Consider the following 24548-nt stretch of genomic DNA (forward strand, 5'->3'; position numbering starts at 1 on the left):
GGCATCCCCAGCGGCCTCCGGCTGATCCGGAAGATCCATTGCTTCGAACCTACCCTGTTCCACAAAAAGCTGTCGATGGGCAGCCCTCCCCATGGGGCTAGCGGCCGAAGCTGCGCAACCGCAGGGAGTTGGCCACCACCAGCACGGAGCTGGCCGCCATTGCGGCGCCGGCGATCATCGGGTTGAGCAGGCCCAGTGCGGCCACGGGTATGCCGATGGCGTTGTAGAAGAATGCCCAGAAGAGGTTCGTCTTGATCGTGGACAGGGTCCTGCGGGACAGTTCAATGGCCTGGGCAACCTGCCCCAGGTCGTTGCCCATTACGGTCAGGTCCGCCGCTTCGATGGCGACGTCGGTGCCGGATCCCATCGCGATGCCCAGGTCCGCCTGGGCCAGCGCAGCGGCATCGTTCACGCCGTCGCCGGCCATTGCCACCGTGGCGCCGCCGGCCTGCAGCGTCCGCACGGCGTCGACCTTGCCCTCCGGCAGGACGCCCGCGAAGACGTCTTCCGGCGGGATCCCGACGGCGGCCGCCACCTGTCCGGCCACCGCCGCGTTGTCCCCGGTCAGCAGGATGGGCCGCAGCCCAAGGTCCCGGAGCCGGGCGATGGCGGCGGCGGAGCCGGGCTTCAGGGTGTCGCGGAGGCTGATGATGCCCGCCGGAACCCCGTCCACGGCCACCCAGATGGCGGTGGCTCCGGCGTCCTCGGCGGCTGCCAGGGTGGTCTGGTGCGGGCCGGACACAACGACGCCGTTCTCCTGCAGCCAGCCGGACCGTCCCACGGTGACGCGGCGTCCTTCCACGCTGCCGCGGACACCGCCGCCGGGGGCCGAGTGGAAGTCCGCGACGGCGGGCAGTTGCGCATCGGCGTCGTGCTCCCGTTCTGCGGTCAGCGCCGCCGCGGCAATGGCCCGGGCGACCGGGTGCTCGGAGGCGGCCTCCGCCGCGCCGGCGAGCCGCAGGACCTCGCTGTCGCCGAAGGGGGCAAACGCGCGGGTGCCGGCAACGGCGAGGTGGCCGGTGGTGACTGTTCCGGTCTTGTCCAGCAGGATGGTGTCCACGGTGCGGGTGTCCTCGAGCACCTGCGGGCCCTTGATCAGGATGCCCAGCTGGGCGCCGCGGCCGGTGCCGGTGAGGAGGCCGACCGGGGTGGCGAGTCCCAGGGCGCACGGGCAGGCGATGACCAGCACCGCGACGGCTGCCGTGAAGGCGGCGCGGAGCTCGGTGTCGCTGACGGACGGGCCGGCCGCGAGCAGCCAGGCGCCGAAGGTGACCGCCGCGATCACCAGGACCACCGGGACGAAGACTGCACTGATGCGGTCCGCGAGCCGGGCGATCGGGGCCTTCCCGGACTGCGCCTGGGAGACCAGCCGGCCCATCTGGGCCAGGGTCGTGTCGGCGCCGACGCGGGTGGCGCGGACCAGGAGCCGTCCCGAGGTGTTGATGGTGGCGCCCGTGACCGGGCTGTCGGGGCCGACTTCGACCGGCACCGACTCCCCGGTCACCAGCGAGGCGTCGACGGCGGAGCTGCCCTCGAGGACGACGCCGTCGGTGGCGATCTTCTCGCCCGGGCGGACGACGACGACGTCTCCGACCCGGAGCCGGTCCGCGGGGACCTGGAATTCCGCGCCGTCACGGAGCACGGTGGCATCTTTGGCGCCCAGGTCCAGCAGGGCCTTGAGCGCGTCGCCGGCCTTGCGCTTGGCGTTCGCCTCCAGATAGCGGCCGAGCAGCAGGAAGGTGGTGACGACGGAGGCGACCTCAAAGTACAGGCCGGCGGAGTCCATGCCCTCCATGCCCGGGTGCTCGGTGAGGCGGGGATCGGCCAGCAGTTGCCAGGCCGAGAACGCAAAGGCGGCCGTTACGCCGATCGACACCAGCGTGTCCATGGTGGAGGACAGATGCCGTGCGTTCACCGCCGCGGCTCGGTGGAAGGGCCACGCCGCCCAGCTGACCACCGGCAACGCCAGCGCGGCGGCGATCCAGCCCCAGTTCGGGAACTGGACGGCAGGAAACATCGAGAGCACGAAGACCGGGACGGTGAGGGCGGCCGCGACCATCAGCCGGGGCTTCAGTTTCGCCGCCGGTCCTTCGGCGGTGGCCTCGGCCGCCGGGGCGGCTTCCCGGGGGGTCCGCACCGTGGCCTTGTAGCCCGCGGCGTTCACGGTCGCGGCGATTTGCTCGTCGCTGATGTTGGCCGGGACGCTGACCCGGGCGGACTCCAGCGGAAGGTTGACCGAAGCCTGCACCCCATCGAGCTTCCCGAGCTTGCGCTCGACCCGGCCGACGCAGGACGCGCAGGTCATGCCCTCGATATCGAGTTCAATCACCCGGTTCCCCGGCTGGTCCAGCAGTTGTGCGTTGCTCACGGTATGTGCCCCTCGATCGCGTTCGGTGAAGTTCTGCTCGCTCGTCCTGCCCGTCCTCCGCGGGGGAGGCGGCCCGACGTCGGGCTCAGGCCTCGTTGGCAACCACCAGGTAGCCGGCCTCGGCTACCGCTTCGCCGATCTCGGCGGGAGAGAGTGCCTTGTCGGAGGTGATCGTGACGGTGGAGATCCCGCCGGCGTTGAGGTCGACGTCGACGCTCTCGACGCCCGCCAGGGCCTCGAGTTCCTCGGAAACAGAGGACACGCAGTGTCCGCAGGTCATCCCGGACACCTCGACGGTGGTGGAAACGGTGCTCATGGCTTGCTCCTTGGTGGGGGTGTGGTGAGTGGTGTTGCCGCTACCGCAGCAGGCGCCCGATGGCATCGGTGGCCTCCTTCACTTTGAAGTCAATGGTTTCGGCCCGAAGCTCCGGATCCGGCTCCGCGGCGGCCCCGACGACGCAGTGGCCGATGTGTTCCTCCACCAGCCCGAGGCTGACGGCGTGCAGGGCCTTGGTGACGGCGGCGACCTGGGTAAGGATGTCGATGCAGTACTTGTCCTCATCGACCATCCGGGCTATGCCGCGGACCTGGCCCTCGATCCGTTTGAGCCGCTTGAGGTAGGCGTCCTTGTTGGCGGAATAGCCGTGCTGCTGGTGCGCGGCGCCCTTCAGGGGCGGCGTCAGGGAGGCTTCGGACTCGTTCATGCCATCAAGGTATACCCCCTAGGGGTATCTTGCAAGTACCCTCCGGGGGTACCTGGGGTACCTGGGGCCGAAATGGACATTGTCCGGAAATTAAAGAGCTCCGGAGTGCGTTATTGGGGGATACGCACTCCGGAGCAGCTATGGGGTAGTCGGTTTCCCGGCTACGAGTACAACCTTACGGGGCAGTAGCAACGATGCGCCAGCACCTCGAATAACTACTTTCGCTTTATTTTCCCGGGCCATTCAGGAGCCGCCGTGGCGGGCCCCGTCAACGGCGGTCCGCGCCGGAACGATCAGGACCGGACGGTCCTGATGATGGCTGAGCCAGGCGGCCACCGATCCGTTGAGTGCGGCAGTGAGCCGATGGCCCAGCCCCGCTCCGGGAGTGCCCACGATGATCATGGCCGCGTCCGCATCCGCAGCCAGCCGGCCCAGCGCCCGGGCCGGATCCCCGGCCAGGGTCTGCAGCTTCCATTCCACCCCGGGAACGTCGCAGACCGCGGCGACTTCTGATCGGAGGCGTTCCGTCGCCGCCTGGATCGCCGCATTGTCGGCCTCCGGATGGAGCGAAAGCCGGTGGGCTGACCGGGCAGGGTCCCACTCCACGAGATAGCTCGCCTCGTCCACGTAGGCACAGACCAGCGGCGCGGAAAGGCTCCTGGACAGCATCACCGCCGTCGCGAGCACCTCCGGGGGCTGGCCCGGAAGGACGCCGACAACCAGCGGGGCTGGACTCATGCTCGCTGCGGGCATGCTTCATTGTTGTCCCGGGCCGGCCGGTCCGGCTAGGGCCTTCCTCCCTTGATCGGCCCCGGCGGCGGGCCTACCGTGAGAAGCAGACGGGAAGGGCGGCAGCGGTGGAAATTTTCATGTGGTGGTTGGACCTGGACCTCGCCAGCAAGGAATGGCTGCGGGATAACCTGCGCGCCGAGGAGCTGCCCCTGCCGGTGCTGCAGGGCATCGCCGAGGCCGGCGGGCCGCACCCGGACCGGCCGTCCGGCGTGCTGAGCGCCGCCGACTGGGACTTCATCGAAACCCAGTCCGAATTCGTCGATTGACTGGCGAAAAACCATTGCGGCTCTCCGGCTGCGGTGGTTGCATGTAGGGCATGGCTACCGCAGAAAGTTATGTCCTGGCGATCGGCACCAAAAAAGGGCTCTGGCTCGCCAGCAGCCCGGACCGGCAAAACTGGTCCCTGTCCGGCCCGCACTTCCTGATGAGTGAGATCCCCAGCATCGCAATCGACACGCGTGGGGGCCGAACCCGCATCCTGGTCGGGGTCCGCTCGGAACACTGGGGACCCACCGTTTTCCACTCGGACGACCTCGGCGAAACCTGGAACGAGCCGGAAAACGGCGCCATCCGCTTCCCCGAGGGCACCGACGCCGCGCTGGAGCGCGTTTGGCAGATACATCCCGATGCCGATTCCCGCCCCGGCGTCGTCTGGGCCGGCTGCGAGCCGATCTCGGTCTGGAAGTCCACCGACGGCGGCGAACACTTCGAACTCAACCGGGGCCTCTGGGACCATCCGCACCGCAGTGAATGGGGTGCCGGCTACGGAGGGGCCGCGGCACATTCGATCGTCGTCCATCCCGACGGCGAGAAGGTGCACGTCGCCATGAGCACCGGCGGCGTGTACCGCTCGCTCGACGGCGGCACCTCCTGGGAGCCGCGGAACAAGGGGATCTCGGCGTACTTCATGCCCGATCCCAACCCCGAATTCGGCCAGTGTGTACACAAGATCGCTGCGGATGCCGCCGTCGAGGGCCGCCTGTACGCGCAAAACCACCATGGCGTCTACCGCAGCGACGACGACGCCGAAACCTGGGAATCCATCGCTGAGGGGCTGCCGGCCGATTTCGGCTTTGTCATGCTGACGCACCCCCGCCGTGCCGGCACAGCTTGGGTCATCCCGCTGAAGGCCGACGGCGAACGGATCCCGCCGGGCGGAAAGCTTGCCGTGCACCGGACCGACGATGCCGGCGCGAGCTGGAAGCGGCTCGACGCCGGCCTGCCGGAGTCCGAATTCAATGCCGTGCTGCGCGACGCGGCGTGCGTGGACGGCGCCGAACCTGCGGGGGTCTATTTTGGGACCCGCGGCGGCAGTGTCTACGCCAGTGCCGACGAAGGCGAACACTTCACCGAGGTTGCCTCGCACCTGCCCGACGTGCTGTGCGTGCGGGCCGCACAGGTGACCGGCGCCCCAGTGCCGGCGGCGGCGCAGTCCGCCGCGGCGTCCGCCTGAGGCTTCGCGTGCCCGGCATCAATGTGCTGCTTCCCAGCGTCCTCCAACCGCTGGCCGGCGGGCAGTCCATCCTGACTGCGCCCGCGGAGGGGGCCGTGACGGTCCAATGGTTGCTGGATTCGGTCGCGGGGGAATTCCCCGCCTTGTCCCGGCGCCTACGGGACGAAACCGGAGCCGTTCGCCGCTACGTGAATATATACGTCAACGGGAACGAAATCCGGCGGCTGCAGGGACTGGGGACGGAAGTGATGCCCGGCCAGGAAGTCCTGATCATCCAGTCCGTGGCCGGCGGCTAGCGGGCTAGGCCACGCGCCAGAGGCTGCACTCGTCGGCGTTGACGGCCTTGCGGGTGCCTGATTGCCGGTCCAGGATCCACACGACGCCGATCCCCGGCGCCGTCTCCTGCACGCTGCCGCGACGGATCACCACGTCGTCGTAGTTGGGGCCCACGCGCAGCCGGGCTTCGATCTCGTCGCCGCGGTGCAGCTGGTCGAGGGCGCGGATGCGGGTGATCTGGACCTTGGCTTCTTTCAACATGGCGGGCCTCCTGGACTGGAGCTGGTGCCTGCTCTTGCCGGCAACACCAGTGTCCTGCCCGTATGTTGCCGCTGCGTTTCGGTGCGGTAAGCGGTGGGTTAGTTTTCCCGGCCCCTCCCGGCTGCAGGGTCGACGTGTGCGGCTGGCCGCGCCAGAATGGGCCGTATGCGACTGCCGCTGATGCCTCCAATCCCGCCGATGCTGGCCAAAGCCGTCAGCGCGCTGCCCGAGGGGGCGATGAGCTTCGAGCCCAAGTGGGACGGCTTCCGCTCCATCATCTTCCGCGACGGCGACGAGGTGGAGATCGGCAGCCGGAACGGAAAGCCCCTGACCCGGTACTTCCCGGAACTCGTGGAGTCCCTAAAAGCAAATCTCCCGCCGCGCTGCGTGATCGACGGCGAGATTGTCTTGGTCGGCGCGGCCGGGAACCGGCTCGACTTCGACGCGCTCCAACAGCGGATCCATCCGGCAGCCAGCCGCGTCCGCCTGCTCGCCGCCCAGACTCCCGCGAGTTTCGTCGCCTTCGACCTGCTGGCGCTCGACGAGGATGACCTCACCGGGCGCCCGTTCGAGGAGCGCCGCGCGGTGCTCGAAGGGATGCTTGCGCGCAGCTCCGCCCCGGTGCACCTGACGGCCGCGACCCGGGACCGGGACACCGCGGACCGTTGGTTCCGGCAGTTTGAAGGCGCCGGCCTGGACGGGATCGTGGCCAAGGCCTTGGACTCCCATTACCAGCCGGACAAGCGCACCATGTTCAAGGTCAAGCACGAACGCACCGCCGACTGTGTCCTCGCCGGGTACCGGGTGCACAGCTCCGGTGCGGACCGGATCGGTTCGCTGTTGCTGGGGCTGTACGACGACGAGGGCGTCCTCGCCAATGTGGGCGTGGTGGGCGCTTTCCCGATGCAGCGCCGTCAGGAACTATTCGAAGAACTCCAGCCGCTTGTTACCGACTCTGCCGAGCACCCGTGGGCCTCGGCCCGGCAGGAGGAGGGGGCCCGGACGCCGCGCAACGCCGAGGGAAGCCGGTGGAGCGGGGGCAAGGACCTGGGCTTCACGCCGTTGCGGCCGGAGCGGGTGGTTGAGGTGAAGTACGACCACATGGAGGGGCCGCGGTTCCGGCACACGGCCCAGTTCGTCCGCTGGCGGCCGGACCGGGAGCCCGCGTCCTGCACCTACGCCCAGCTGGAGGAACCGGTCAGCTATGACCTGGCCGCGGTGCTGGGCGCCGGACACGACTGAAGCTCCCGCCGTCGGGCGCTCCCGCCCGGTTAGTACCGCAGCCCGGCCCCCGACACACCGAAAAGCCCGGCGTGTTCACCGAACACGCCGGGCTCCTCCGGTTGTAACTGGGCGGGAACGTCCGGCCGGTTCCTAGCGCAGGCCGAGCTCCCTGGTGGGAACCTTGAAGGTTTCCTTAGCGGTCAGCGCAGAGACGGCGGCAATGGCGCAGATGATCCCGGTGAAGATGGTGATCTGGACCCAGCCGCCGGGCTGGATGCCGCCCATGGCCGCCACGATTGCCGGAGCAAAGCCGGCCATCAGGAAGCCGAGCTGGGTGCCGATCGCAAGGCCGGAGAAGCGGACCCGGGTGCTGAACATCTCGGCGTAGAAGGAAGGCCAGACGGCATTGGAGGCCGCGTAGCCGAAGGAGAAGAAGCCGATTGCGGCCAGGAACATCAGCGGGACGCTGCCGGATTCGAGGCTGAGCAGGAACACCGGGGTCAGCACCGCGCTGGACAGGGCGCCGTAGATAAAGACGGGCTTGCGGCCGATCCGGTCCGCCAGCTTGCCGAAGAGCGGCTGGGTGCCGAGCGCCACGAGGTTGGCGCCCACGACGAGCCACAGCGTGACGGTTCCGTCCACGTTCGCGACGTTCTTGGCGTAGGCGATGGCGAGGGTGCCGAACACGGTAGAGACGGCGGCGATGAACGCGCAGGCGACGACGCGCAGGACGTCGCGCCAGTGGTGCTTCAGCAGGTCGGCGATCGGGAGCTTGGAAATCTGTGCGCTCTTCTGGGCCTCTTCGAAGGCGGGCGGCTCGTGCAGGGTGCGGCGGATGAAGAACGCGACGACGACGACGACGGCGCTGAGCCAGAACGGGATGCGCCAGCCGATGCCGTACTTGATCTCGTCGGGCAGGGCCAGGACCGGGATGAAGACGAGGGCGGCGAGGATCTGGCCGCCCTGGGTGCCGGTCAGGGTCCACGAGGTGAAGAACGAACGGCGGTTGTCCGGGGCGTGCTCCAGCGTCATGGAGGAAGCGCCGGCCTGCTCGCCGGCGGCGGAGAGGCCCTGGCAGAGCCGGGCGATCACGAGCAGCACGGGAGCCCACCAGCCGACGGTCTTGAAGTCCGGCAGGCAGCCGATCACGAAGGTGGAGGCGCCCATCAGCAACAGCGTGAACATGAGGACCTTGCGGCGGCCCACCCGGTCACCGAAATGGCCCAGGATGATGGCCCCGACCGGACGTGCCACGTAGGCGAAGCCGAAGGTCGCGAAGGACATGATCGCGGCGTTGGTGCCGGCGTCCGGGAAGAAGACCTTCGGGAAGATGAGGGCGGCGGCGGATCCGAAGATGAAGAAGTCGTAATACTCGACGGCGCTGCCCAGGAAGCTGGCGAGGGCGGCCTTCTTTGGTGTCCCGGCCGGTGCGGCAGTGCCCGGCGTCGTAGACGGCAGTGTCTGGCTCATGATGTTCCTTTGGTGTGACGACGTTGTCGCGGATGGATCGGGAAGGTCTTGACGGCCGCTGGCTTCAAGTGTGCGGCAGCCGTTGGACCAAGGAAAGACCCGGACTAGTAGCCACATGGTGGGAGCTACTTGTGCGATGTAGCAAGCATGGCTGTGAGCGCGATCACTTGTCAAGAAAAATAATCACTATCTAGCAATAGCTCTCACCATGTGAGAACATCGATGCATGAGTGTGAATCAAGACACAGGGCCGGACACCGCAGTCGAAGCCCCTGCAGAGGCCGCGGAGGCCGCCGTTGAGACCGGGAAGCCTGTTCGCCCGGCGAAGGAGGATTCCCGCACGGACATGGTGGGCAAGGCCCTGGGCCTGCTCGTCCTGCTGGGCGACGAGCCGCGGGGAGCCAGTGCCGCCGAGCTCTCACGCCGGGCGGAACTGCCCTTCAGCACCACCTACCGGCTGCTCGGCTCGCTGACCCGGGACGGCTTTGTGGACTACGAGCCGGACGGACGCCGGTACCACCTGGGCCTGCGCGTCTTCCAGCTCGGCCAGCGGGTCTCCAACCACCACGGCTTTGCCGGGACCGCGCTGCCCATCCTGCGGCGCGTCACCGAGGAGACGGGCGAGGCCACCATCCTCTCCGTCCGCGACGGAAACCACCACCTGACCGTCAACAAGGTGGACGGCCCGCAGACCTTCCGTGTCACCTCGGATCCGGGCCACCTTGGCGCCCTGCACACCACCTCCGTGGGCAAGGCGCTCGTGGCGTTCGCCGACGACGCCACGCGGAGCCGGCTGGTGGAGGAGCTCGAGCTCGAGCCGCTCACGGGGCTCTCCATCACGGACCGGGAGGCCTTCCGGTCCGAAATAGAACTGGTTCGGCAGCGCGGCTACGCCACCATGGACGAGGAAAACGAGCTGGGCATGCGTGCCGTCGCGGTGCCGGTTTTCAACTCGCAGGGCCACGCCTTAGCCTCACTGGCCACCGCGGTGCCGGTGTTCAGGATGAGCATGGAGGCGCTGGTTGCCCTCGTGCCGCTGCTGCAGTCCGCAGCGGCTGAGCTCTCGGCCCGGCTGCCACAGCAGTAGTCACCGATGTTCGTAATAAGAACACTCGTGCAATATGTGAACACTTGCAGTAATGTAATCCCTACCACCCGGCCTGCCGCCCGCAGCGCGGCCGCCGAGTGCCGTTGTCAAAGGAGCTAGACGGATGAGCAATCGAGCAGAGTCCTTCCTCGTGGGCCTGGTAGGCGATGGCGTCACGCCGTCGCTCACGCCCGCCATGCATGAGCGCGAAGGCGATGTGCAGGGCCTCCGGTACCTCTACCGCCCCATCGATCTCACCGAGCTGGGCCTCCCGGGCGAGGCTGTTGGGGAACTCCTGACCGGCGCGCAGCGGCTCGGTTTCAACGGCCTGAACATCACCCATCCGTGCAAGCAGCTGGTGCTGGAACACCTTGACGAGATCTCGCCGGACGCCCGGCGCCTTGGGGCCGTCAACACGGTGACCATCCGGGACGGCCGCTTCATCGGCCACAACACCGATTTCTCCGGGTTTGCCTCCGCCCTCGCGTCCGGTTTGCCTGGGGCGAAGCTGGACCGCGTCGTGCAGCTGGGCGCCGGCGGCGCCGGGTCCGCCGTCGCCTACGCCCTGCTGACCGCGGGGGTGCGGCGGCTGGATCTCGTGGATACCGACGTCGCCCGTTGCGCGGACCGGGCAGCCGAGCTCGCCGGGTTCTTCCCGCAGAGCCGGGTCACGGCGCGGACGACGGCGGAACTCCCCGAGCTCATGCCCCTCGCCGACGGGCTGGTGCACTGCACCCCCGTCGGGATGGCCGCCCACCCCGGTGTCCCGCTGGACATGTCCCTCGTGGAACCGCGGCACTGGGTTGCGGACATCGTTTACCGGCCGATCGAGACCGAACTGGTCCGCGAAGCCCGTGCCAAGGGCTGCGAGGTGCTCGACGGCGGCCGGATGGCCGTGGGCCAGGCTGCCGACGCCTTCCGGATCTTCACCGGCGTCAAGGCCGACGCGGAACGGATGCGGGCCCACTTCCTGGAGCTCGTCGCCGCCGAGGAGGTGGCCGCCTGATGCGCACCGGAATCGCCACCGTCTGCCTCTCCGGCACCCTGCGGGAGAAGATGCAGGCCTGCGCCGCCGCCGGTTTCGACGGGATCGAGATCTTTGAACAGGACCTTGTGACTTCCTCCCTGAGCCCGGAGGAGGTCCGGTCGATGGCAGCGGACCTGGGCCTGAGCCTGGACCTCTACCAGCCGTTCCGCGACTTCGACAGTGTGCCGGAGGAGCTGCTCGCCGCGAACCTGCGCCGGGCGGAGGCCAAGTTCCGGCTCATGTCCCGGCTGGGGATGGACACCATCCTGGTCTGCTCCAATGTGGCCACGGCCAGCATCGACGACGACGAGCTTCGCGCCGCGCAGCTGTCCCGGCTCGCCTCGCTCGCCGGCAGCCACGGCGTGAAGGTCGCTTACGAGGCCCTGGCCTGGGGCAAGTACGTGAACGACTACGAGCACGCCCACCGCCTGGTGCAACTGGTGGACCACCCGAACCTGGGTACCTGCCTTGATTCCTTCCACATTCTGTCCCGGGACTGGGATACGGCCCCGATCGAGGGGTTCGACCCGGCGAAAATTTTCTTCGTCCAGGTGGCGGACGCCCCCAAGCTCTCCATGGACGTGCTGTCCTGGAGCAGGCATTACCGGGTCTTCCCGGGCGAGGGGCAGTTCGAGCTCGCGAAGTTCATGGGCCACGTGGTCCGCGCAGGCTATGCCGGCCCCGTCTCGCTGGAGGTCTTCAACGACGTCTTCCGGCAGTCCGACGTCGAACGGACCGCCGTGGACGCCATGCGTTCGCTGATCTGGCTCGAGGAACAGAGCGCCCAGTGGCTGGAGGCAAACCCCGCAGCGGCCGAAACGGGCGCCGGGGCTCCGGGCCGCCGCCGTTATCCGATGGAACTGGCCACGCTGCCGCGGGTGGCCGAACCGGCCGGCTTCAACTTCGCTGAGGTGCGCACGGCCGACACCGCCGCGCTGGAGACCCTGCTGGGCCAGCTTGGCTTCGCCTCCAACGGCCGGCACCGGACCAAGAACGTGCAATTGTGGACCATGGGCCACGCGCGCGTGATCATCAACGAGGAGGCGCCCGCCGCGGCGGAGACCGCCATTGCCGCGGTCGGCTTCGACGTCGATTCGCCGGTGATCGCGGCCGCCCGGGCGCAGCAGCTCAAGGCCCCCGCCGTGCCGCGCAAGAGCCAGGCCAACGAGGAAATCTTCCAGGGCTTCGCTGCCCCCGATTCCACCGAAATCTTCCTGTGCCAGGGCAGCCCGGACGGCACCGCCGCCTGGGTCGGCGAGTTCGGCACGGCACCCGAATCCGCGACCGCGGGATCCAGCACGGCGCCGCAGGCCGTGATCGACCACGTCAACCTGGCGCAGCCGTGGCAGCACTTCGACGAGGCCGTGCTTTTCTACACCAGCGCCCTGGCCCTGGAACCGCAACCGTACGCGGAAGTGGCCAGCCCCACCGGGCTGGTCCGCTCCCAGGTGATGACCACCCGGGACCGCGGCGTGCGGCTGGTGCTGAACCTGGCCCCGCTGCACCAGCAGGACGGCGGGCCGGACACGGCCGCCAGCGCCGCAACGGGAATCCAGCGCCGGACCTACCAGGAACACATCGCGTTCGCCGTCGATGACCTGGTGGCCACGGCCCGGGCCGCGCGCGGACGGGGCCTGGAGTTCCTGCGCATCCCGGCGAACTACTACGAGGACCTGGACGCGCGTTTCGACCTGGATCCGGCGTTCCTGGGCACGTTGCGCGAACTGAACCTGCTCTACGACCGCGACGCGGACGGCGAATTCCTGCACTTCTACACCGCCACCGTCGGCAGCGTGTTCTTCGAAATGGTGGAACGCCGCGGCTCCTACGACGGCTACGGGGCACCCAACGCCCCGGTCCGGCATGCCGTCCAGTACGACCACCTGCACCAGCTCAACCTCACCGCCTGACCACCCCCGGCCAGGATCGCCCTACCAACGAAAGGAGGCTGCTGTGCCTGAAGAAATCAACCTTGAAATTTTCAACGCGGATCCGATCACCGAAGACGTGTCCGACGCAGCGCCCGAGGCCGCACCGAAGGCTGCCACTAAGGCCGTCCCGGCCCTCGACTCCGCCGCGGAATCGCAGCAGATCCTCAGCGACGAGATGAAGGCCCTGGCCGACGCCTACGCGCAGGCCCGCCAAAACGGCGCCGCGGCGGAAATCCAGCCCCGGCTGGACTACCCCCCGTACCGCAGCAGCATCCTGCGCCACCCGACCAAGAGCCTGCATCACGCGGATCCGGAGACCATCGAGTTGTACTCGCCGGCCTTCGGGCACATGGACGTGCACGCGCTCGAATCCGACCTCACCATCCAGCACAACGGCGAACCGCTGGGCGAGCGGATCATCGTCTCCGGCCGCGTGCTCGACGGCGACGGCCGGCCGGTCGCCGGCCAGCTCGTGGAGATCTGGCAGGCCAACTCCTCCGGCCGCTACATCCACAAGCGGGACCAGCACCCGGCCCCGCTCGACCCGAACTTCACCGGCGTCGGCCGCTGCATCACCGGCGCGGACGGGTCCTACAGCTTCACCACGATCAAGCCCGGCGCCTACCCGTGGAAGAACCACCTAAACGCCTGGCGGCCGGCGCACATCCACTTCTCCCTGTTCGGCCAGGAGTTCACGCAGCGGATCGTCACCCAGATGTACTTCCCGGGCGACCCGCTCTTCGCCCTCGATCCGATTTACCAGTCGATCGTGGACCAGGACGCCCGCGACCGGCTGGTGGCCACGTACAACCACGATCAGACCAAGCCCGAGTGGGCGCTGGCCTACAACTGGGACATTGTCCTGACCGGTTCGAAGCGGACCTGGACGGAAAACGAGGCACTCGGCGCGGAAGGTGACGACCATGAGTAAATTGACCCCCACCCCCGGCCAGACGGTCGGCCCGTTCTACGGCTACGCGCTGCCCTACGCAAAGGACCGCGAGCTGCTGGCCCCCGGAACCGCCGGCTCCATCCGCCTGCAGGGCACCGTCTACGACGGCGCCGGCCACCCGGCCCCGGACGCCATCCTGGAGATCTGGCAGGCCGACGCCGAGGGCAAAGTCCCGCAGCGTACCGGCTCCCTGGTCCGCGACGGCTACACCTTCACCGGCTTCGGCCGCAGCGCCGTCGGCAACACCGGCGTCTTCACCTTCACCACCGTCAACCCCGGCCCCACCGCGCCCGGTGCCGCACCCTTCATCTCCGTGGTCGTGTTCGCCCGCGGCCTGATGAACCGGCTGTTCACCCGCGTCTACCTGCCGGAGAATGAGGACGCCCTTGCCGCGGACCCGCTGCTGTCCTCGCTGGAACCTGAACGCCGCCGGACCCTGATCGCCCGGCGCGACCCCGACGGCGGCCTGAGCTGGGACATCCGGCTGCAGGGCGAGGCCGAGACGGTCTTCCTCGATTTTGAAGGCAGCGGCGCCGAGGATTCTCCCGTTCAGGGCGCCGCGAAGTGACACCCCCCAACGGTGACCTTGGAGCCGGCCCGGACGGCGACTTCGGCCTGCTCAGCCCGGTGTCGGCTTCGCCCCGGGTGGCGGCGCTGACCGGCGACCGCGCGGTACTCGCCGCCATCCTCCGGGTCGAGGCCGGCTGGGCTGCCGTCCTCGAAGAGGCCTCCCTGGCCCCGGCCGGATCCGCCGCCCTCGTGGCGGAGGCCTCCGACGTCGAGCGCTACGACCTCGCCGGAATCGCCGTCCGCGCCCAGGGCGGCGGCAACCCGGTGATCCCGCTGCTCGCAGACCTGCGTGCGCAGGTGGCAGCCCTGGACACGGCCGGCCTTGGCGCCGGACGCGCCGTGCACACCTCGCTGACCAGCCAGGACGTGCTCGATTCCGCCCTGATGCTGCTGGCAGCAACGGCCGTCCGGGAACTCCTCCTCGACGTCAAACGCACGACGGCGGCCCTCGCCGACCTCGCGGAGCGGCACCAGCAAACCCTGTGTGTGGGCCGCAGCCTGACCCAGCACTCGCTGCCGTTCAGCTTCGGGCTCAAGGCCGCGCAGTGGTTCCACGGGCTCGCCGCGGCCGGCCGCCGGCTTGAGGCGCTGCAGCTCCCGGTGCAGAGCGGCGGAGCCGCCGGCACCCTGGCCGCCGGCACGGTGTTGACCGAAGGCTCGGCCCTGTCCCCGTTCGACCTGGCCGACCGGCTTGCCGCCCGGCTGGGACTGGCCGCGGCCCCGGCACCGTGGCACACCAACCGGCTCGCGGTCACCGCGCTCGGGGACGCCCTGGCCGCCGTGACGGACGCTGCGGGCAAAATCGCCGCCGACGTACTCTTCCTGAGCCGCCCGGAAGTGGCCGAACTCGCCGAACCGCGGGCCGCCGGCCGGGGCGGTTCCTCGGCCATGCCGCAAAAGCAAAACCCGGTGCTTTCCGTGCTGGTCCGCAGCGCAGCGCTGCAGGCACCGGCGCTTGCCGCTCAGCTGCACATCTCGGCAGCCAATTTCGACGACGAACGCCCCGACGGCGCCTGGCACAGTGAGTGGCCCGCGCTGCGCTCCCTGCTCCGGCTGGCCCTGGGCGCCGCCGGCCAGCTCCGCGAACTGGCAGAGGGCCTGACGGTCTTCCCGTCCGCTATGCGGCGGAACCTGGATCTCTCCGGACCGCTGCTGCTCTCCGAGGCGGTGAACGCCGCCGTCGTGCCCCTGCTGGGAACGGACGGCCGGCGCCGGCTCCAGGACGTGGTGGACCAGACGCTGCAGGTGCCCGCGGCCGAACAGCCAAGCTCCTACCGGAAGCTGCTGCGCGCCGCCGTCCCGGCCGAACTGCTCTCCGACGAACGGCTCGAGGCGTTGCTGGACCCGGCCAACTACCTCGGCCAGGCCGCCGAAATATCCTGCCGCATCCTCGCGGCGTGGCCCGACTTCGCGCAGCCGGATCCCGGACCGGGCCTATCGGCCGAACAGAACACGACGGTCGAGGACAAGAATGCGACCGAAGAGAAAGGCGCCCACCGTGGCTAGACCAACCCTGAAAGCCGTCCTGCTCTCGCCGGTGCGCGAGCTCGGCGACAAGCCCCTCCTCGTGGCGGGCCCGTCGCTCGGCACCTCCACGCTGCTCTGGAGCCAGGCGGGGGCGCTGCTCGGCAACGACGTCGACGTCGTCGCCTGGGACCTGCCGGGGCACGGCGTCTCACCGGCCGCGGCGGAGCCGTTTACGGTCGATGAGCTGGCCGACGCCGTCGTTGACCTGGTCGACTCGATCGCGCCCGGTGCCCGGTTCCACTACGCCGGAGTGTCCCTTGGCGGGGCCACCGGCCTGCAGCTGGGCATCAAGCACGGAGAGCGGCTCAAGAGCCTCTCCGTGCAGTGCAGCGGCGCGAAGATCGGCACCCCGGAGGGCTGGCTGGAACGGGCCGAAACCGTCCGCAACCAGGGCACCGGGGTGATGATCGAGGGATCCGCCCAGCGCTGGTTCGCGGATGGCTTCATGGAACGCCAGCCCGAGCTCAGCAGCCGCCTGCTGCACACCCTGCGCGATGCGGACAGGTTCAGCTACGCCTTTTGCTGTGAGGCCCTCGCCGGCTTCGACGTGCGGGACGAACTCGGCAGCATCCGGGTCCCCACCCAGGCCCTGGCCGGCGCCGAGGACACCGTCGCCCCGCCGTCGTTCGCGAAGGAGATCTCGGACGGCATCACCGCCGGCGGCGGCACGGCGAACGCCGCGACGCTGGAGGGCGTCTCCCACCTGGCACCCTTCGAGGCGCCGGGGCACGTGGCCGAACTGCTGCGCAGCCTGATCAGCTGGACCGAATCCCGCGGAGCAGGAAAATGACCGGCCCAGAGCAGATCGGCCCGGATCGGCAGGGCGTAGTCCAGCCGGATGCCACCAGCCGGGAGATCTACGACGGCGGCATGAAAGTCCGCCGCGAAGTGCTCGGCGCCGCGCACGTGGACCGCGCCAACGCCACCAGGGACTCCTTCACCGAGGACTTCCAGGACATGATTACCCGGATCGCCTGGGGCGGGATCTGGACCCGGCCCGGGATCAGCCGCCAGATGCGCTCGGCCGTCACCATCACCGCGATGGTGGCGCACGGGCACTGGGACGAGCTGGCCATGCACATCCGTGCCGCGCTCAACAACGGACTCAGCCGGGACGAGATCAAGGAAATCCTGCTGCAGACCGCCATCTACTGCGGCGTGCCCTCCGCCAACACCGCCTTCAAAACCGCGCAGCAGGTATTCCATTCCATGGACAACGCCGACGCGGACAACGCCGACGCGGACAACGCCGACGCGGACAACCCCGAAACGGAAGCAACAGCATGAACCAGGCCTATGTCTTCGACGCCGTGCGGACCCCGTTCGGCAAGTTCGGCGGCGGACTCGCGGGGGTCCGCCCGGATGATCTGGCCGCGCATGTCATCGGCGAGGCGGTCAGGCGCGCGCCGCAGCTCGACGTCGAGCGGATCGACGAGGTGGTCTTCGGCAACGCCAACGGCGCCGGCGAGGAGAACCGCAACGTGGCCCGGATGGGCACCCTGCTGGCCGGATTGCCGGTGTCGGTTCCCGGCACTACGGTCAACCGGCTGTGCGGATCCTCGCTGGACGCCGCGATCATCGCGTCCCGCCAGATCAATACCGGCGACGCCGATCTGCTGCTGGTGGGCGGGGTTGAGTCGATGTCCCGGGCTCCCTGGGTGCTGCCGAAGACTGAGAAGCCCTACCCGGCTGGGGACCTCTCCCTGGTCTCTACGACGCTGGGCTGGCGGCTGGTGAACAAGAACATGCAGCCGGACTGGACCGTCTCGCTAGGCGAAGCCACCGAACGGCTGGCGGACAAATACGGCGTGACCCGCGAGGCGCAGGACGAATTTGCCGCCAACTCGCACAACCTCGCCGCGGCTGCCTGGGACGAGGGGTTCTATGACGGACTCGTCACCGCGGTTCCGGGCACCGACCTGGTCCGGGACGAGGGCATCCGGCCCGGATCCTCGGCCCAGAAGCTCGCGGGGCTGAAGACCGTGTTCCGCGCCGACGGCACCGTTACCGCCGGGAACGCGTCCCCGCTCTCCGACGGCGCCTCCGCGGCGTGGCTGGGTTCCGAGGACGCCGCCGGCATCCTGGGCCTGGACCCGTTGGCCAGGATCGCCGGCCGCGGCGCGCACGCCAACGACCCCCAGTTCTTCGGCTATGCCCCCGTCGAGGCCGCGAACAAGGCCCTCGCCAAGGCGGGTATCGGCTGGGACCAGGTCGGCGCCGTCGAACTCAACGAGGCCTTCGCCGCCCAGTCGCTGGCCTGCATCAACGCCTGGGGGATCGACCCGTCGATCGTGAACCGGCACGGCGGCGCGATCGCCATGGGGCACCCGCTGGGCGCTTCCGGCGGACGGATCCTCGGCACCCTGGCCCGCTCCCTGCAGGCCTCCGGCGAACGCTGGGGCGTCGCCGCGATCTGCATCGGCGTCGGCCAGGGCCTCGCCGTCGTCCTCGAAAACGTCACCACCGCCGGGCGGAACAACCCGCCGTCACCAGCTGCAAAGGGCTAGTCCATGCTGAATTTCATTGACACCGTCGGCGAGGCAGTCGCCGGCATCCAGGACGGTTCCACCGTGATGATCGGTGGCTTCGGTAACGCCGGGCAGCCGTTCGAACTCATTGACGCGCTGCTGGACTGCGGGGCCACGGACCTCACCGTGGTCAACAACAACGCGGGCCAGGGCGACCAGGGCCTCGCGCTGCTGATCAAGGAGGGGCGGGTGAAGAAAATGATCTGTTCCTTCCCGCGGCAGTCCGACTCCTGGCACTTCGACGCGAAATTCCGCGCCGGGGAGATCGAACTGGAGCTCGTGCCGCAGGGCAACCTGGCCGAACGGATCCGCGCCGCCGGCGCCGGAATCGGCGGGTTCTTCACCCCCACCGGCTACGGCACCATGCTGGCCGAAGGCAAGGAAGCCCGGTTCCTGGACGGCAAGTGGCAGGTGTTTGAGACCCCCATCCACGCAGACGTCGCGCTCATCAAGGCGCTCACGGCCGACGGCAAGGGCAACCTCGTCTACCGCAAGACGGCCCGCAACTTCGGCCCGATCATGGCCGCCGCCGCGAAGCACACGATCGCCCAGGTCTCCGAGCTCGTCCCGACGGGCGGACTGGACCCTGAAATCGTCGTGACCCCCGGAATTTACGTCAACAGCATCGTGAAGGTGGCCTGATGAGCATCCAGACGAGTATCCAGACCTCGGACAAGCCCCTGGGCCGCGACGACCTGGCCCGCTTGGTGGCCCAGGACATCAAGCCCGGTTCCTTCGTAAACCTGGGCATCGGCCAGCCCACGCTGGTCTCCAACTACCTGGAGCCGGAGCAGCACATCACGCTCCACACCGAGAACGGCATGCTCGGGATGGGCCCGGAAGCCACCGGTGACCAGATCGACGGCGACCTCATCAACGCCGGCAAGATTCCCGTGACCGAATTGCCCGGTGCCTCCTACTTCCACCACGCCGACTCCTTCGCGATCATGCGCGGCGGCCACCTGGACATCTGCGTGCTGGGCGCCTTCCAGGTCTCGGCCACCGGCGACCTCGCCAACTGGCACACCGGCGCGCCGGACGCGATCCCCGCCGTCGGCGGCGCCATGGACCTGGCCACCGGCGCCAAGGACGTGTTCGTGATGATGACGCTGCTGACCCGGGAGGGAGTGTCCAAGCTGGTGGAGTCCTGCAGCTACCCGCTGACCGGCATCGGCTGCGTCACGCGGGTCTACACGGACAAGGCAGTCTTCCTGACCGGCCCCGACGGCGTCCAGGTGCGGGAGACGTTCGGCTGCACCCTCGAGGAACTGCAGGCGCTCGTGCCGGTGCCGCTCTCGGCCGCAGCCCAGGCCTGACGCGTATAAAGTGATGCGTGATCGAGAGGCGTTAAATGACTGAGGCAGCAAAGGCCACCCGTGCCGACGGGGCGCCGGCGGCCAGCGACCAGTACGTGCAGTCGCTGGCGAGGGGACTGGCGGTGATCCGGTCCTTTGACTCGGAGCACCCGCTGATGACGCTGACCGAGGTTGCGGCCCGGACCGACCTCACCCGTGCCACGGCACGGCGCTTCCTGCACACCCTCGTCGAGCTCGGCTACGTCCGCACCGACGGAAAGGCCTTCGCGCTGACCGCCAAGGTGCTCCAGCTTGGCTACGCCTACCTGTCCGGGCTGTCGCTGCCGCAAATTGCCCAGCCGCACCTGGAGGAACTGTCGCTCAAGCTGGGGGAGTCGACGTCGGCCGCCGTGCTGGACGGCACGGACATCGCCTACATCGCCCGGGTGGCGACGCGGCGGATCATGACCGTCGGCATTACCGTCGGCACCCGCTTCCCCGCATACGCCACCTCCATGGGCCGGGTCCTGCTGGCCGCCTTACCGCCTGCCGAGCTCCAGGAGTACCTGGCCACGGCACGGATCCGGCCGCTCACCCCGCGCGCCATCGGCACCCGCGAGGAGCTGCTGGCCGAGCTGGACACCGTCCGGGCCCAGGGCTGGTGCCTGCTGGACCAGGAGCTGGAGCTCGGGCTGATGTCCCTGGCGGCGCCGATCTACGACGGTCCGGACAAGGTGGTCGCCGCCATCAACGTCTCGCTGCAGGCCCAGGCAGTTGCCGCCCAGCCTGACCCGGAGGCGTATCTCGATTCGATCCGCGAAGCGGCCGTTGCCACCGCGGAACTCATCTCCGCGGATCTTTCCGCCGGACGCTGACGTAACGCTGGCGGGGCCTGACGCGGCCTGACGCGACGCTGACCCGGCCTAGCTTCGGCGGGACTGGGCGAAGAGCTGCCGCAGGGTGAAGAAGCAGCCCAGCGCGCTGAACAGCAGCGCCATCAGGAACTCTCCTTTGAGGCCCTCGATCAGGTCTGCGTTGCTGGTCAGGTTGTAGCCCAGCAGGTCCCAGGCCTCCGGTTCGAACAGCAGGGCCAGCGGTGAGGCGCCAAGGTAGTCGGCCAGGTCCAGCCAAATCGTGCCCAGGAATGAGAGCAGCACCGTCACCACCGTCACGGCCACGACAACCCACGCGCCGCGCCTGGTTATGCTGCCGCCGCTGCCCACCGTGCTCCCGGCGATATACAGCTTGGCGGCGCCGGCCGCCGTCACAAAGGCAACGATGGAGGCCATCCAGCCCATCTTCCACAGAATCAGCCAGAGGGCGACGCCTACCGGGACCATGGCCAGGGCGAAGACGGCGCCCCGCAGCATGTGCTCCAGGGACTCCGTCCGGACCTGGGGGAGGGGCAATGCGGGCAGCTGAGCCTGCCGGTGATCGGAAGAATCCGGCCAAGGAGCCCCGTCGGGCCAGCGCTGGCCGTAGCCCGGCTCGCCCTGGCCAAAGGATTCGGATTCTTTTCTGGCGTCAAAATCTGCGCGCTCTGTCATCATTCCCCCAAATGATCTGTGTGTCCCGGCCCACTATGGGCCGGTAAATCCCGCTTATTGTGGCACACCACGCGAGGGAATTGCTGATCTGCGCTGTTCTATTTCTGGCCGGGCCTCAGCCGGCAGTGTCAGCCTTCGTCGATACCGTGATCGTGACCCCCGCTGCGTCGTCGCGGATGGTTAGGTGCAGCGGCCTGTCCACGAGGCTGGCATGCATCTCTTCGGCATCCTCCGGGGCCAGCTGCTCAGCCAGCCGGGTAAGGGCCAGGGCCATCGCCCGGCCCCAGTCGTGTGGATCCCTGCTCGAGGCTTCGGCCTCGGCTGAGTAGTTTTCCCCTGGATCGGTCATGTGGCCGCCTTCCGCGCCTGGAACGCGGCCGCCCCGGCGAATCCGGAGCGGCATCCGGACGGGTCCGGTACGCGTCAGTTCGTGAACATGGCCAGTGTAGTGACCGGTCCAACAGCGCGTCCATGACTCCCTGCCACGCTGCGCAGCTTATCCGTCCCGCCCCGATAAGCTTTCCCTGCGGGACCCATCCCGCCCACACGCCCGAAGGACGCCATGTCACAGACCAATGCCGCGCAGGACAATTCTGTTCAGGACACTTCCGTTCAGACCCGGCGCGCCGCCGTCATCATCAATCCCATGAAGTCTTCCGGAGAGGACTTCAAGGCCTCGTTCTACCGGCTCTGCGAAACCCAGGGCTGGACGGAGCCGCTCTGGCTCGAGACCACGGCCGAGGACACCGGGCTGGGCCAGGCGCGGGAAGCGCTGGAGGCGGGGGTCGACGTCGTGATCGCCGCAGGCGGCGACGGAACCGTCCGCTGCGTGGCCGAGGTCCTTGCGGGCACCGGGACGCCGATGGGCCTGGTGCCGATGGGCACCGGCAACCTGCTGGCCCGCAACATCGGAGTCGACATCACCGACCCGGTGGCCGCCAGCTACGACGTCCTGAACGGCACGGACATCAAGGTGGACGTGGTGAAGGCCAGCCTGGACCACTCCCAGGACGAACAAGTCTTTTTGGTCATGGCCGGACTCGGCTACGACGCTGCGATCATGGCGAACACCGTGGACGAGCTCAAGGACCGCGTGGGCTGGCTCGCATATGTCGAGGCCGGCATCCGGCACCTGCCCGGCAAGCCGGTCAAGGCGCACATCAGCATTGACGGCCAGCACCCGGTCCGGCGCCGGATCCGCAGCGTCATGGTGGGAAACTGCGGCAAGATCACCGGCGGGGTGGAAGTCTTTCCCGACGCAAAGATCGATGACAACATCCTTGACGTGCTGATCCTGGCTCCGGCGGGCCGGCTCGGCTGGCTCAGCGTGCTGGCCGGCATGTTCGGCCGGAAGAACGGCAAGAACAAGTCTGTGGAATACTTCGCCGGAAAGTCGGCGGAAATCAGCCTCGACCATGAGCAGGAGTTCCAGCTCGACGGCGACCACATCGGCAAGGCCAAGCACCTCAAGGTCGCCGTGGAGCACGAGGCGCTGACCATCAGGATGACGAAGGCGGTCTAGCGGGACGCTCCCTCACGTTTGGTGGGTTTGGGGGTGACGCTCCCTCACGTTTGGTGGGTTTGGGGGTGACGCTCCCTCACCTTTGGTGGGTTTGGGGGTGACGCTCCCTCACGTTTGGTGGGTTTGGGGGTGACGCTCCCTCACGTTTGGTGGGTTTGGGGGTGACGCTCCCTCACGTTTGGTGGGTTTGGGGGTGACGCTCCCTCACCTTCGGGGAGAAGGCGCGCCGGAATGGGCGAGGTCCTCGGAGGGAACTTCATCGTCGGGGAGCCCGACGGCGGCGTGCCGGCCGCCGTCGTCGTCGCCTTTACCCACGCCCTCCCCGGATCCGGCCAGCGAAGCCAGCAGGTCGCGGATCTCGGCGAGCAGAGCGGTGTCCGGCGGCAGGGGCTTCTCTTCGGGCTCTGCGGTGGCCAGCCGGTGCTTGACCATCCGGTTGATCCGGTTCATCGGTGCCACGAAGATGAAGTACACCACCGCGGCGGTGATGATGAAGGTCACGAAGGCCGTCAGGACGGCGCCGAAGTTCACAAATGTCTTGGAGTTTCCCGGCCAGATGGAGAAGCCGAGGCCTTCCGCCTCGACGCCGCCGGCTGCCGCGATGATCGGGTTCACGATGTTCGTGGTGAACGCCGTCACCAGTGCGGTGAAGGCCGTACCGACGACGACGGCGATGGACAGTTCGATCACGTTGCCGCGCAGGATGAAGTCCTTGAATCCTTTGAGCATGGGGTCCTCCGGAATGGTGCCGTGTGGGTGGTTCAACCGCTCGACGCTACCATTCGGCCGTCCTGGAGTTCTTTCCGTTCAATGGAATATGAAGCCGGGAATGGTCGGGTTCCGGCGTACGATTCAGCTGGATGCCAGTGCCGCCGTCGTTTTCAACCGACTGCAAAGGAAGACCCATTCCAGCTGTGAAGCCCGCGAAATTGCTCGCCGAGATGTTCACCATGGCTCCAGCCAACAAGGACCACCAGGTCGCGATCCGTTGCGCCGTCGGCGTCTTTGTCCCGCTCATCACCCTGGTGCTGCTGGGCAGGCTGGATCTGGCCATTTTTGCCTCCTTTGGCGCCTTCACCGGAATCTACGGCCGGAATGAGCCCCATGGCCGGCGGTTGGTGCTTCAGCTTCGGGCCGGGTCCCTCATGCTTGCCGTGATCCTGCTCGGAGCCTTGGCGGCCCGCGCCGGGACGGCGTTCGCGCTCACCCCGTCAGGCACCGTCTGGCTGAAGGTCCTCGTGACCACGCTGGTGGCCGGCGGCTGCTCCCTGGTCGTCGCCTGGTGGCGGCTCCGCCCAGCAGGATCGCTGTTCCACATCTTCGCGTTCGCGGCCATCGCCTCCATTCCCAGCCAGCCGCCGCTGGGGCAGGGAATGCTGGTGGCCGTCCTGACCGTCGCGTTCTCGCTGCTGATCGGCTTGTCCGCCCGGGTGGCCCCGAGCCGCCGCCAGCCGTGGTCGTGGCCCCGGCCGGTCCGGCTGACCCCCGCCGAGCGCCGCGTTGCCTGGCTCGAAGCCGTGGGCTACCTCGTGGCAGCCGGGCTCGCCGGCGCCATCGCCACCCTTGCGGGCGAACGGCTCGGCTTCGGCCACAACTACTGGGCTATGGTGGCTGCCGTCGTGCCGCTCGTGGGGCACAGCACCCGGCACCGCATCAGCCGCGGCATGCAGCGCATCATCGGCACCGCCCTGGGGTTGGTGCTGCTCGCCGCCATCCTGCTGCTGCAGCCGGCCCCTTGGCAGACCGTGCTCGTTATCGCCGCCTGCCAGTTCGGCGCCGAAATGTTCATCGCCCGCCAGTACATGCTGGCCCAGGTCTTCGTCACCCCGCTCGCCCTGGTCTCCACCCTGCTGGTAGCCCCGGTGCCCGCCGCCACGCTGCTGCGCGACCGGTTCCTCGAGACGGTCATCGGCGCCCCCGTCGGCGTCGCCGTCGTGCTGGCACCGGCCCTCTGGCGCCGGTTGCGCGCCGCCCGCCGGTCAGTGGAAGACTGATCCCACAGGCAGGCAACGGT

At 68.6% G+C, this 24548-nt stretch carries 27 protein-coding genes; 18 read left to right on the top strand and 9 right to left on the bottom strand.

The window, feature by feature from the left end:
- Positions 1 to 97: 97 nt before the first annotated feature.
- From AC1DNC_RS05130 to AC1DNC_RS05145, 4 genes are all read right to left on the bottom strand, one after another.
- The gene (locus AC1DNC_RS05130) at positions 98 to 2368 is read right to left on the bottom strand and encodes a heavy metal translocating P-type ATPase (RefSeq protein WP_476861464.1); all 2271 of its coding nucleotides are present in this window, start codon (positions 2366 to 2368) and stop codon (positions 98 to 100) included.
- 85 nt (positions 2369 to 2453) lie between these two features.
- On the bottom strand, positions 2454 to 2684 hold the full coding sequence (locus AC1DNC_RS05135) for a heavy-metal-associated domain-containing protein (protein ID WP_175323461.1): 231 nt from the start codon (positions 2682 to 2684) through the stop codon (positions 2454 to 2456).
- A gap of 40 nt (positions 2685 to 2724) precedes the next feature.
- Positions 2725 to 3072 (bottom strand): metal-sensitive transcriptional regulator, encoded by a 348-nt coding sequence (locus AC1DNC_RS05140; protein ID WP_476861465.1) that lies wholly within the window; start codon positions 3070 to 3072, stop codon positions 2725 to 2727.
- A gap of 243 nt (positions 3073 to 3315) precedes the next feature.
- On the bottom strand, positions 3316 to 3825 hold the full coding sequence (locus AC1DNC_RS05145) for a universal stress protein (RefSeq protein ID WP_476861466.1): 510 nt from the start codon (positions 3823 to 3825) through the stop codon (positions 3316 to 3318).
- A gap of 104 nt (positions 3826 to 3929) precedes the next feature.
- Here AC1DNC_RS05145 and AC1DNC_RS05150 point away from each other — a divergent pair, with 104 nt between their 5' ends.
- Genes AC1DNC_RS05150 through AC1DNC_RS05160 form a run of 3 tightly spaced genes read left to right on the top strand, consistent with a single transcriptional unit; the run spans position 3930 to position 5613 of the window.
- Positions 3930 to 4130: a hypothetical protein gene (locus AC1DNC_RS05150; protein WP_476861467.1), complete on the top strand. Its 201-nt coding sequence runs from the start codon at positions 3930 to 3932 to the stop codon at positions 4128 to 4130.
- A gap of 50 nt (positions 4131 to 4180) precedes the next feature.
- Positions 4181 to 5317 (top strand): WD40/YVTN/BNR-like repeat-containing protein, encoded by a 1137-nt coding sequence (locus AC1DNC_RS05155; RefSeq protein ID WP_476861468.1) that lies wholly within the window; start codon positions 4181 to 4183, stop codon positions 5315 to 5317.
- 8 nt (positions 5318 to 5325) lie between these two features.
- The gene (locus AC1DNC_RS05160) at positions 5326 to 5613 is read left to right on the top strand and encodes a MoaD/ThiS family protein (RefSeq protein ID WP_476861469.1); all 288 of its coding nucleotides are present in this window, start codon (positions 5326 to 5328) and stop codon (positions 5611 to 5613) included.
- Positions 5614 to 5617: 4 nt separating this feature from the next.
- On the opposite strand, the gene AC1DNC_RS05165 is transcribed toward AC1DNC_RS05160, so the two are convergent.
- On the bottom strand, positions 5618 to 5854 hold the full coding sequence (locus AC1DNC_RS05165) for a hypothetical protein (RefSeq protein ID WP_476861470.1): 237 nt from the start codon (positions 5852 to 5854) through the stop codon (positions 5618 to 5620).
- A gap of 165 nt (positions 5855 to 6019) precedes the next feature.
- Between AC1DNC_RS05165 and AC1DNC_RS05170 the strand changes: the two genes are divergently transcribed.
- The gene (locus AC1DNC_RS05170; RefSeq protein ID WP_476861471.1) at positions 6020 to 7096 is read left to right on the top strand and encodes an ATP-dependent DNA ligase; all 1077 of its coding nucleotides are present in this window, start codon (positions 6020 to 6022) and stop codon (positions 7094 to 7096) included.
- Between the two features lie 132 nt (positions 7097 to 7228).
- On the opposite strand, the gene AC1DNC_RS05175 is transcribed toward AC1DNC_RS05170, so the two are convergent.
- The gene (locus AC1DNC_RS05175; RefSeq protein ID WP_476861472.1) at positions 7229 to 8548 is read right to left on the bottom strand and encodes an MFS transporter; all 1320 of its coding nucleotides are present in this window, start codon (positions 8546 to 8548) and stop codon (positions 7229 to 7231) included.
- A 226-nt stretch (positions 8549 to 8774) separates the two neighbouring features.
- On the opposite strand from AC1DNC_RS05175, the gene AC1DNC_RS05180 reads away from it, so the two are divergent.
- The 12 genes from AC1DNC_RS05180 to AC1DNC_RS05235 all read left to right on the top strand — a co-directional run bounded on the left by AC1DNC_RS05180 (position 8775) and on the right by AC1DNC_RS05235 (position 20340).
- Complete coding sequence (locus tag AC1DNC_RS05180; RefSeq protein ID WP_476861473.1) at positions 8775 to 9635, top strand: IclR family transcriptional regulator; 861 nt, start codon at positions 8775 to 8777, stop codon at positions 9633 to 9635.
- A gap of 124 nt (positions 9636 to 9759) precedes the next feature.
- Positions 9760 to 10641 (top strand): shikimate dehydrogenase, encoded by an 882-nt coding sequence (locus AC1DNC_RS05185; RefSeq protein WP_476861474.1) that lies wholly within the window; start codon positions 9760 to 9762, stop codon positions 10639 to 10641.
- Complete coding sequence (locus tag AC1DNC_RS05190; protein ID WP_476861475.1) at positions 10641 to 12572, top strand: bifunctional sugar phosphate isomerase/epimerase/4-hydroxyphenylpyruvate dioxygenase family protein; 1932 nt, start codon at positions 10641 to 10643, stop codon at positions 12570 to 12572. Before AC1DNC_RS05185 ends, AC1DNC_RS05190 begins: the two co-directional genes overlap by 1 nt.
- A gap of 43 nt (positions 12573 to 12615) precedes the next feature.
- Positions 12616 to 13524, top strand: coding sequence for a protocatechuate 3,4-dioxygenase subunit beta (gene pcaH, locus AC1DNC_RS05195; protein ID WP_476861476.1), 909 nt, complete (start codon positions 12616 to 12618; stop codon positions 13522 to 13524).
- Positions 13517 to 14113, top strand: a complete 597-nt coding sequence (pcaG, locus tag AC1DNC_RS05200) for a protocatechuate 3,4-dioxygenase subunit alpha (protein WP_476861477.1) — start codon at positions 13517 to 13519, stop codon at positions 14111 to 14113. Before pcaH ends, pcaG begins: the two co-directional genes overlap by 8 nt.
- Complete coding sequence (locus AC1DNC_RS05205) at positions 14110 to 15621, top strand: lyase family protein (RefSeq protein ID WP_476861478.1); 1512 nt, start codon at positions 14110 to 14112, stop codon at positions 15619 to 15621. The genes pcaG and AC1DNC_RS05205 overlap by 4 nt, the downstream gene beginning before the upstream one ends.
- The gene (locus AC1DNC_RS05210; protein WP_476861479.1) at positions 15614 to 16432 is read left to right on the top strand and encodes an alpha/beta fold hydrolase; all 819 of its coding nucleotides are present in this window, start codon (positions 15614 to 15616) and stop codon (positions 16430 to 16432) included. The genes AC1DNC_RS05205 and AC1DNC_RS05210 overlap by 8 nt, the downstream gene beginning before the upstream one ends.
- Positions 16429 to 16929, top strand: coding sequence for a 4-carboxymuconolactone decarboxylase (gene pcaC / locus AC1DNC_RS05215; RefSeq protein ID WP_476861480.1), 501 nt, complete (start codon positions 16429 to 16431; stop codon positions 16927 to 16929). The genes AC1DNC_RS05210 and pcaC overlap by 4 nt, the downstream gene beginning before the upstream one ends.
- Positions 16926 to 18149 (top strand): thiolase family protein, encoded by a 1224-nt coding sequence (locus tag AC1DNC_RS05220; RefSeq protein WP_476861481.1) that lies wholly within the window; start codon positions 16926 to 16928, stop codon positions 18147 to 18149. Before pcaC ends, AC1DNC_RS05220 begins: the two co-directional genes overlap by 4 nt.
- 3 nt (positions 18150 to 18152) lie before the next feature.
- A complete protein-coding gene (locus AC1DNC_RS05225) occupies positions 18153 to 18812 on the top strand; it encodes a 3-oxoacid CoA-transferase subunit A (protein ID WP_476861482.1) in 660 nt (219 codons plus the stop codon).
- The gene (locus AC1DNC_RS05230; RefSeq protein ID WP_476861483.1) at positions 18812 to 19486 is read left to right on the top strand and encodes a 3-oxoacid CoA-transferase subunit B; all 675 of its coding nucleotides are present in this window, start codon (positions 18812 to 18814) and stop codon (positions 19484 to 19486) included. The genes AC1DNC_RS05225 and AC1DNC_RS05230 overlap by 1 nt, the downstream gene beginning before the upstream one ends.
- Before the next feature lie 35 nt (positions 19487 to 19521).
- Positions 19522 to 20340 carry an IclR family transcriptional regulator domain-containing protein gene (locus AC1DNC_RS05235; protein WP_476861484.1) on the top strand — a complete coding sequence of 273 codons (819 nt, stop codon included), beginning with the start codon at positions 19522 to 19524 and terminating at the stop codon, positions 20338 to 20340.
- A gap of 48 nt (positions 20341 to 20388) precedes the next feature.
- Here the strand turns inward: AC1DNC_RS05235 and AC1DNC_RS05240 are convergent, their stop codons facing one another.
- Both AC1DNC_RS05240 and AC1DNC_RS05245 read right to left on the bottom strand, forming a co-directional pair.
- Positions 20389 to 20874, bottom strand: coding sequence for a hypothetical protein (locus tag AC1DNC_RS05240; protein WP_476861485.1), 486 nt, complete (start codon positions 20872 to 20874; stop codon positions 20389 to 20391).
- Between the two features lie 253 nt (positions 20875 to 21127).
- Positions 21128 to 21361, bottom strand: a complete 234-nt coding sequence (locus tag AC1DNC_RS05245; RefSeq protein WP_476861486.1) for a hypothetical protein — start codon at positions 21359 to 21361, stop codon at positions 21128 to 21130.
- Between the two features lie 213 nt (positions 21362 to 21574).
- On the opposite strand from AC1DNC_RS05245, the gene AC1DNC_RS05250 reads away from it, so the two are divergent.
- Complete coding sequence (locus tag AC1DNC_RS05250) at positions 21575 to 22534, top strand: diacylglycerol/lipid kinase family protein (protein ID WP_476861487.1); 960 nt, start codon at positions 21575 to 21577, stop codon at positions 22532 to 22534.
- Positions 22535 to 22738: 204 nt separating this feature from the next.
- On the opposite strand, the gene mscL is transcribed toward AC1DNC_RS05250, so the two are convergent.
- A complete protein-coding gene (gene mscL, locus AC1DNC_RS05255; protein ID WP_476861488.1) occupies positions 22739 to 23299 on the bottom strand; it encodes a large conductance mechanosensitive channel protein MscL in 561 nt (186 codons plus the stop codon).
- Between the two features lie 176 nt (positions 23300 to 23475).
- Between mscL and AC1DNC_RS05260 the strand changes: the two genes are divergently transcribed.
- Positions 23476 to 24528 carry an FUSC family protein gene (locus AC1DNC_RS05260; protein ID WP_476861596.1) on the top strand — a complete coding sequence of 351 codons (1053 nt, stop codon included), beginning with the start codon at positions 23476 to 23478 and terminating at the stop codon, positions 24526 to 24528.
- The last annotated feature ends 20 nt before the right edge of the window (positions 24529 to 24548 follow it).

This window comes from Arthrobacter sp. 01N442, from assembly GCF_056399345.1.

Coding starts and splice junctions, on each gene's coding strand:
- AC1DNC_RS05135 (WP_175323461.1), bottom strand. CDS start 2,684: ATGAGCACCGTTTCCACCACCGTCGAGGTGTCCGGGATGACCTGCGGA.
- AC1DNC_RS05140 (WP_476861465.1), bottom strand. CDS start 3,072: ATGAACGAGTCCGAAGCCTCCCTGACGCCGCCCCTGAAGGGCGCCGCG.
- AC1DNC_RS05145 (WP_476861466.1), bottom strand. CDS start 3,825: ATGCCCGCAGCGAGCATGAGTCCAGCCCCGCTGGTTGTCGGCGTCCTT.
- AC1DNC_RS05155 (WP_476861468.1), top strand. CDS start 4,181: ATGGCTACCGCAGAAAGTTATGTCCTGGCGATCGGCACCAAAAAAGGG.
- AC1DNC_RS05165 (WP_476861470.1), bottom strand. CDS start 5,854: ATGTTGAAAGAAGCCAAGGTCCAGATCACCCGCATCCGCGCCCTCGAC.
- AC1DNC_RS05170 (WP_476861471.1), top strand. CDS start 6,020: ATGCGACTGCCGCTGATGCCTCCAATCCCGCCGATGCTGGCCAAAGCC.
- AC1DNC_RS05175 (WP_476861472.1), bottom strand. CDS start 8,548: ATGAGCCAGACACTGCCGTCTACGACGCCGGGCACTGCCGCACCGGCC.
- AC1DNC_RS05180 (WP_476861473.1), top strand. CDS start 8,775: ATGAGTGTGAATCAAGACACAGGGCCGGACACCGCAGTCGAAGCCCCT.
- AC1DNC_RS05185 (WP_476861474.1), top strand. CDS start 9,760: ATGAGCAATCGAGCAGAGTCCTTCCTCGTGGGCCTGGTAGGCGATGGC.
- AC1DNC_RS05190 (WP_476861475.1), top strand. CDS start 10,641: ATGCGCACCGGAATCGCCACCGTCTGCCTCTCCGGCACCCTGCGGGAG.
- pcaG (WP_476861477.1), top strand. CDS start 13,517: ATGAGTAAATTGACCCCCACCCCCGGCCAGACGGTCGGCCCGTTCTAC.
- pcaC (WP_476861480.1), top strand. CDS start 16,429: ATGACCGGCCCAGAGCAGATCGGCCCGGATCGGCAGGGCGTAGTCCAG.
- AC1DNC_RS05220 (WP_476861481.1), top strand. CDS start 16,926: ATGAACCAGGCCTATGTCTTCGACGCCGTGCGGACCCCGTTCGGCAAG.
- AC1DNC_RS05225 (WP_476861482.1), top strand. CDS start 18,153: ATGCTGAATTTCATTGACACCGTCGGCGAGGCAGTCGCCGGCATCCAG.
- AC1DNC_RS05230 (WP_476861483.1), top strand. CDS start 18,812: ATGAGCATCCAGACGAGTATCCAGACCTCGGACAAGCCCCTGGGCCGC.
- AC1DNC_RS05235 (WP_476861484.1), top strand. CDS start 19,522: ATGACTGAGGCAGCAAAGGCCACCCGTGCCGACGGGGCGCCGGCGGCC.
- AC1DNC_RS05245 (WP_476861486.1), bottom strand. CDS start 21,361: ATGACCGATCCAGGGGAAAACTACTCAGCCGAGGCCGAAGCCTCGAGC.
- AC1DNC_RS05250 (WP_476861487.1), top strand. CDS start 21,575: ATGTCACAGACCAATGCCGCGCAGGACAATTCTGTTCAGGACACTTCC.
- AC1DNC_RS05260 (WP_476861596.1), top strand. CDS start 23,476: ATGTTCACCATGGCTCCAGCCAACAAGGACCACCAGGTCGCGATCCGT.